Annotated in this window: 8 protein-coding genes; 6 read left to right on the top strand and 2 right to left on the bottom strand. The window is 35.9% G+C overall.

All coding sequences use genetic code 11. The features are described from left to right. Positions 1-616: hypothetical protein (locus tag VSQ61_RS22335; protein WP_334346521.1), on the bottom strand; the 616-nt coding region annotated here is incomplete at its 3' end. Positions 617-635: 19 nt separating this feature from the next. Beyond that, positions 636-1,028 carry a fimbrial protein gene (locus tag VSQ61_RS22330; RefSeq protein WP_502877071.1) on the bottom strand — a complete coding sequence of 131 codons (393 nt, stop codon included), beginning with the start codon at positions 1,026-1,028 and terminating at the stop codon, positions 636-638. A gap of 384 nt (positions 1,029-1,412) precedes the next feature. On the opposite strand from VSQ61_RS22330, the gene VSQ61_RS22325 reads away from it, so the two are divergent. The 6 genes from VSQ61_RS22325 to VSQ61_RS22300 form a co-directional block, all read left to right on the top strand. Further along, on the top strand, positions 1,413-1,895 hold the full coding sequence (locus VSQ61_RS22325) for a TIR domain-containing protein (protein ID WP_334346520.1): 483 nt from the start codon (positions 1,413-1,415) through the stop codon (positions 1,893-1,895). A 9-nt stretch (positions 1,896-1,904) separates the two neighbouring features. Continuing rightward, the gene (locus tag VSQ61_RS22320) at positions 1,905-2,522 is read left to right on the top strand and encodes an Nmad2 family putative nucleotide modification protein (RefSeq protein WP_334346519.1); all 618 of its coding nucleotides are present in this window, start codon (positions 1,905-1,907) and stop codon (positions 2,520-2,522) included. Continuing rightward, on the top strand, positions 2,519-4,357 hold the full coding sequence (locus VSQ61_RS22315) for a toll/interleukin-1 receptor domain-containing protein (RefSeq protein ID WP_334346518.1): 1,839 nt from the start codon (positions 2,519-2,521) through the stop codon (positions 4,355-4,357). Before VSQ61_RS22320 ends, VSQ61_RS22315 begins: the two co-directional genes overlap by 4 nt. A 20-nt stretch (positions 4,358-4,377) precedes the next feature. Beyond that, on the top strand, positions 4,378-4,971 hold the full coding sequence (locus VSQ61_RS22310; protein ID WP_334346517.1) for a dTMP kinase: 594 nt from the start codon (positions 4,378-4,380) through the stop codon (positions 4,969-4,971). A gap of 5 nt (positions 4,972-4,976) precedes the next feature. Then, positions 4,977-5,963, top strand: a complete 987-nt coding sequence (locus tag VSQ61_RS22305; protein ID WP_334346516.1) for a nucleotide kinase domain-containing protein — start codon at positions 4,977-4,979, stop codon at positions 5,961-5,963. A 1-nt stretch (position 5,964) separates the two neighbouring features. After that, the coding region (locus VSQ61_RS22300; RefSeq protein ID WP_334346515.1) for a thymidylate synthase at positions 5,965-6,958 on the top strand (994 nt) is incomplete at its 3' end.

Raw genomic sequence — 6,958 nt, 5'->3', positions numbered from 1 at the left:
CAAACATCCGGCACCAGGATTTGAAGATGTTGGATGTGGACTGGGAGGATCCTGTGGCAAAGGCCATGGGAGCCGTATAGACGATCACGCCCAGCAGGATATACCTTTCCGCCGCTTCAAACAGCAGCTTGATGTAATTCCAGGCAAGGATCAGTATCAGGATGAGTGCGATCAGTGCCACGGAGCCATTGGCGCAGACGCCAAGGATCGTCAGCAGGACGGAATTGAAATCCGCAAAGTTTAAGGGCGGCAGGTCCGAGGACCGGATCCAGGAGTAGGGCGTGCCTCCGATGGCGAGCACCATATCCGTGATCTGGTCACAGTAATAGATCAGGCCGATGAAAAGCACGGAACGGATGCTCAGCTTGATGGGATCTTCTGCTTCCACACCGGCAATCACACCAAAATTCTTAAAAAGCTGCCATACCCAGTTTAAAAGCACAAGCCCGATGGCGGTGGCCACGAAAATGTGGTACATGGTCTCCGCTGCGGGAAAATACCGCAGGAAGGTGCCCATGTCACATCCCAGGGCGCCCAGCACGGAGACAGAGATCAGGTCAAGCCCGTTCATCACCTGCTCAGCGATCCATTCCACAATGCCGTCAAGAATTCCCATGGTTCATCCCTCCTTCCGGTCATCCGTTCCACTTGCCGTCTGCAAAGAACGGGCTGACATAGGCGAGGATGAAGCCAAGCCCGTTTAAGATAACCCAGGAGATGGCGATGCGCTTGAGCCATGCGCGGGATTCATCCACGGTCTTCCCGGATTTGGAAAAATTCATCAGGAGCAGGGCGACAGATGCGGTCACAATGGCGGCAATGGTGGAGATGCCAACGATCTTCCCGTAGACATCTTTCATAATGGTATCCGCTTTGGTCCACATGTCCGTGGCATAGACCTGGTTTGTACACAGGGCGAAGAAATAGAGGAAAGCGGCGGCTCCCGTCAGGAGTTTCTGGCGGGGGATGCGGAATTTCTTTCCGGACCCCGGTTTTGCGGTGGGCTTACGAATTTCTTTGTTTTTCAATGATTTACCTCCTGTAAGTTGGATTGAAAAAGCCGGCAGCCCCTTTGAAAGGCTCCCGGCTCCTGCCATGCAGGTGCTGCATGGGTGAAATGGTTTTGGGTAAAAAAAGAACACCTGCAGTTGACAGATGTTTCCCTGGGTGAAATGGATACCCGTTTCTGGGTACAGCTTTAAGCATGACCATTATAGCATGGGGAAATTTCCCTGTAAATCGCATTGCTGTGCCAGTTTAGGAAATGTTTATGTCAAAATAGTGCCAATAATTGGTAGATAAATTGTAGTATATCAGTTATAATGGAATTAACCACTAAATATGGTAGGTGAGTCAATAATAATTCATAATTATAGATTGTAAAATAAAGCGGTTATTGGGGAGGAAATTTTATGGCAGACGAAATAAAAAACATTTTTGTATCACATCATCATAATGATGCTGATAAAATTGATGCGTTTAAGGATCTTATTGGTAGACATGGAATAGATATGCGAGATAGTTCCATTTATGAAAAAAAGCTGAAGAATAATGCTCATAATGAACAATATATAAAACAAGAGCTTATAAAGCCACAAATGAAATGGGCAGGAACTGTAGCAGTGCTTATTGGAAAAGATACAGCAAAGAGTGACTATGTAAATTGGGAAATAAAAACTGCTGCAGAAATGGGAAAAAGGATTATTGGGGTATTTTTGCAAGGTGCTAAAGAAGAGGATATTCCGGCAGAATTATATGAACATGGACATAATTTAGTTGGATGGAATGGAGAGAAAATTGTAAGAGCGATTAATGGAGAGGACATGGATTGGGAAAAACCAGATGGAACGCCTAGAGACAATAATCCTATGAATTTGCCACGCTCTGTATGTTAGGAGAGGAATATGAAGTTTTACTCATATGTAATTCCAAGAGATTATGGATTTGCACCAAATCCTTATTTTGGATACTGTACATTGGCTACGTGTAAACCGCGGATACGAAATAGTGCTCAAGTGGGCGATTGGATCGGGGCGTATGGTTCGGCTCGAATGACAATTCGTGGGAAGTTGGTAATGTTAATGAAAGTGGAGGAAATTTTGACATTCGATGAGTATTGGGAAGATAGTAGATTTAAAAATAAGCATCCTGTATTTAATAAAGGTATGATGCACATGTATGGCGATAATATATATCACCATTCACAAAATAAATGGGTGCAGGATCCATCCCACCATAGTAATATAGACGGGAGCATAAACTATAAAAACTTGAATCAAGATACAAAAGCAGATAAAGTATTGGTTGCAACAGAATACTATTATTTTGGTAACAATGCGATTAAAATACCAGCAGAGTATAATGCATTGATATGGAATCGACGTAATCACAAAGTATGTTGTGATGAAGTTTTAATTTTGAGTTTTATTGATTATATTCGATGTAATTATGGTACAGGGATATCTGGAACCCCTTATAGTAGAAAAGCAGGGGAATTTGTTCATTATGGAGGAGAAAAATGAAGGTAGTATTTTGTGAACCAAAGTTGACAATGAAAAAAATTGATAATGCGAATATTTTTTTTGAGTCATGTCGTGAGATTCTGGATACATATGTAACAGATAAGTTATACATATCATCTGTTTTTCAAGTGGACCAGCTGTTGGCGGGTAATGCTGATTCAAATGATATTTTTGTGTTTTTTAATGCTGAAGACGGAAAATATGATCAAAAATTTCTTAAGCTTATAAAAAAATATAATGATATAAAAAGTAGGATATGGGCGGTGGCAATGGAAAAAAATCCAGAATGTAGAAGGCCTCCTGAGCCCGTTTCTGATAAACAAAGTTTTGACGTGTCTTGCCGAAATGAAAATAGGAATCCTATGAAAAATAATATGAGAGCAATTGCGCATATTTTTTCCAGAAAAATTGTTGCACAAACATTATCACCGTTATATCGTGATGAAGTTTTGTATTTTATTAGCCATAGGAGAATTGATGGGGAACATATTGCCGCAAAGTTGGCAGATGAATTGAGACATTTAACGAGGGAAAGAAATGTATATCGAGATGTTGTTAATGTTGAGGTAGGAGATGATGCTCAAAAAGATATTGATAAAAATTTGCCTATAAGTGATGTGCTGATTTTTTTGCAGACAGAGGAAGCGCAGAATTCTTCGTATATCATGAAAGAACTATGTTATGCGCTAATAAATGATATTCCTATTTTATGGATTCAAATTGATAATGCATCATATTCCAAGATGGAAATTCGTCCAGGGGAACGTCCTATACTTTGTTATAGAAGCCAGGAATTTGACTGTCAGGAAAGATTAATTGAAATTGCTGATGAAATTGAAGAAAAATGTTTTCAGCTTATTATGAATTCATCAAATCAAGTATATTCTTATATTGAATACTTGAATGATTTGAATGATGCAGACAAGATAAAGCTAATTGGAGATAAAAATTCCATATTAGCATATAAAGTAGAATATAAAGAAGAAACAAAAGATAAATATGACAGCGGTATTAGAAAACATTACATACAATGCTTTGGGAGAAATCCAAAAGCGGCTGATATAGAAAAATTTATAGAAAAAGTTAAAAGAGAAAGAACCTATGAAGTAAGTGATAAATTATTTCTGCTTTCAAATCATGGATATCGGGAAAGCGAAATCAGTGATACAAAGGTAACAGAAGAGAATTTTGAAGATTATATTATGAATCTTGAAAATGTTTCTGGTGTTAAAAGACAGCAACTTAATAAAAGAATTATTCTTTCAGGAGCATTTCCAGACTGTGATGAAATTTATAAAGCTTCTTTGCTGGAAGCAGTATCAGTATATTCCAGAGAAATTATAAAGAATGGATATATTTTAGTATTTGGGGCACATCCGACTTTTCAGAAACTCATATTTGATATTGGAAGATTATATGCTCCAGACATAAAATATTCCATTGAAATGCATATGGATAAAGCATATATTGATGGCTATGATGTAGAGAAGCTTGAGGAAAATTGCACACTTGTATTATCAGACGGTTTACAAGAAATGCGCAAACAAATGATTTGTAAGAAGAAAAGTGAGTTATTAATTTGTTTGGGAGGAAAAATAAAAGAGGATAAAGCCCAACAAGGAGTAGATATTGAAGTGGAACTGGCTAAAAAGACCAATGTTCCTGTGGCTCTTGTTGGCACAGTAGGAGGACGTTCCAGTGAATATGCATTTGAGAGGATTGAAAAAAATGATTGGTTAGACCTCAACCCCTGGGAACAAGAATTAAATGAAAGCTTATTTTATAATGTAAATCATAGACTGATGGTTAGGAGGCTGCTAAATAAAATCGACTGAAAGTGAAAGGCTATAGAAAGATGTATGCAGGTGTTTATATTTTTGAAGGAATTGATAATGTCGGAAAAACAACAATTATTGAAGAACTTTATAGAAAAATAAAAGATGAAAGAGATGATAATTGTATTGCTCTTGCGTTTCCGGGGCATGAACCAAGAACGCTCGGCAGTCTAGTATACAATATTCACCATCATATAGAGGATTACTTTGATAAACCGGTCAATGAAGCAAGTTTGCAATTACTTCATATAGCAGCTCACATTGATTTGATTCAACGCAAATTGATACCGCTAAGCAGGAACAATTATATTGTCCTATTGGATCGTTTTTGGTGGTCAACATATGTATATGGTTCGGCTGGAGGGGTAGAAGAAGAGATTATACAATCAATTATTGTTCCAGAGTTATTGTTTTGGAGAAATATAGATATAAGGAAAATTTATTTATTAGAACGTAGTGTAAGGAGTAAAGACTATGATATAAAAAAGGAAACTTTGATTATTAAAAAGTATCAAGAAATGGCTGAAAAGGAATCAAAATGTATTAAAATAAGTAATAATGGAAATTTAGAAAAAGTGGTAAGCAATATATATAATGATATTTTTGGAGATTAGATATTATGGGGTTTAAAGATTTGGTTCCAACGCCGGTTTACGACACATATTGGAGGTTTGCAACAGAACGTCAAGAAGTTTTTTATAGTCGTATAGAAAATAAAATGTTTCCATGGACTGATGATGAAATTTTAAAAACATATAAATTTACGAATGCATATAGAGCTTCAGATCGTGTTAGCCAGTACTTAATAAAAAATGTTATATATGATAATAATCAATATTCTCCAGAAGATCAATGCTTTAGAATTATACTTTTTAAATTATTCAACAAAATTGAAACATGGGAATATTTAGAAAAAAAATTAGGGGAAATTTCCTATAAGACATATGATTATAGTATTTACAATCAATTATTAACGCAGAAACTTGTTAATAAAGAAAAAATATATTCTGCAGCATATATAATGCCATCAGGAAAAAGTTGTTTTGGCTTTAATAAAAAACATCAAAATAATTTGAAACTTTTAGAGAACATGATGCAAACAGGAATAGCAAAGAAGATAGCAAAAGCTAAGAGTTTGAAAGATTTATATGAAATTTTATTAAGTTACCCCACAATAGGTTCATTTTTGGCCTATCAGTTTGCAATTGATATTAACTATAGCGAACTGTGTGATTTTAGTGAGATGTCATTTGTCGTAGCTGGTCCTGGTGCTAAAAACGGAATAATAAAATGTTTTAAGGATTTAAAAGGATTAGAATATGAAGATATTATTAAATATGTAACAGAAAGGCAAGAAGAAGAGTTTGAAAAAAGAGGATTAAAGTTCAAAACATTATTTGGTAGAAAACTTCAGATGATAGATTGCCAAAATTTATTTTGTGAGACAGATAAATATGCCAGGATTGCGCATCCAGATATATGTGGATTAAATGACAGAAGAAGAATAAAACAACAATATGTTAATCGAAACCTAGAAAATATTGCCTATTTTTATCCTCCTAAATGGGGAATAAATAATAAGCTCTGTATCAGTAAAGGGGTATAAAGTGGCTGAATATATTGCAGGAAGGACAGCAAATGAAGTCTGGATAAAAGCAGCGAATTTGCTTTTACAACAAAAAGAACTTGTTGAAGGTAGGACAGGTGGGGTATATGAGATTCTTCATTCTTTTATTTCGATAGAAGAACCTAGACAAAAATGGATTTATGATAGAGTACCTCCAGTTAGTATAGGATACGCTTTAGCAGAGCTGGTGTGGATTATGAATGGAGATGATCGCTCCGATATAATCAACTTTTGGAATCCCAAACTTGAGAAATTTGCGGGAAAAGGTGAATTTTATCATGGTGCGTATGGGAAGAGAATTCGTTCACATTATGGTTTTGATCAACTGTTTGCAGCGTATCGGGCATTACAAAATGTGCCGGAAAGCAGACAGGTGGTAATTCAAATATATGATACAAAAATAGACTTTCCTATAGAAAATGGACAACCACGAGATGAGGATATTCCATGTAATATTTGTTCTATGTTAAAAATAAGACAGGGAAAATTAGAGTGGTCACAAATTATGCGTAGTAATGATGTGCTATTAGGGATGCCATATAATTTTGTACAATTTACAGGGTTACAAGAGATTTTGGCAGGGTGGCTTGATGTGGCTGTTGGATCTTATAATCATTATAGCGACAGTTTGCATTTATATAACCGTGATTCCTTAAAGATTGGTATAGGGGAAGGAACGGAAATAGAAAATACGGATTCCTTGGTTTTAAGTAAGGCAGAATCAGAAAAGATATTTAAAGAAATATATCAGAGAATGAAAGCATTAGCAATAAAAGATGTTACAGAAGATGTTATTTATTCGTTAGCGCAATTGGACTCGGAATTTATTTCCTATAATAATATCATGTTGATTATTTCGGCATATGTGGCACAAAAGGATAAAAAATATGATTTGGCAGATGAGTTGATTGAAAAATGTAGTAATAGATTGTATGTTATAATGTGGGAACGGTGGAAAAATAGAATATTTATGA

The sequence above is a fragment of the Candidatus Merdisoma sp. JLR.KK006 genome (assembly GCF_036941035.1).
Classification (GTDB): domain Bacteria; phylum Bacillota; class Clostridia; order Lachnospirales; family Lachnospiraceae; genus Laedolimicola.
The sequence above is the reverse complement of the archived record's forward strand: the minus strand, read 5'-3'. Positions and strand labels throughout refer to the sequence as shown.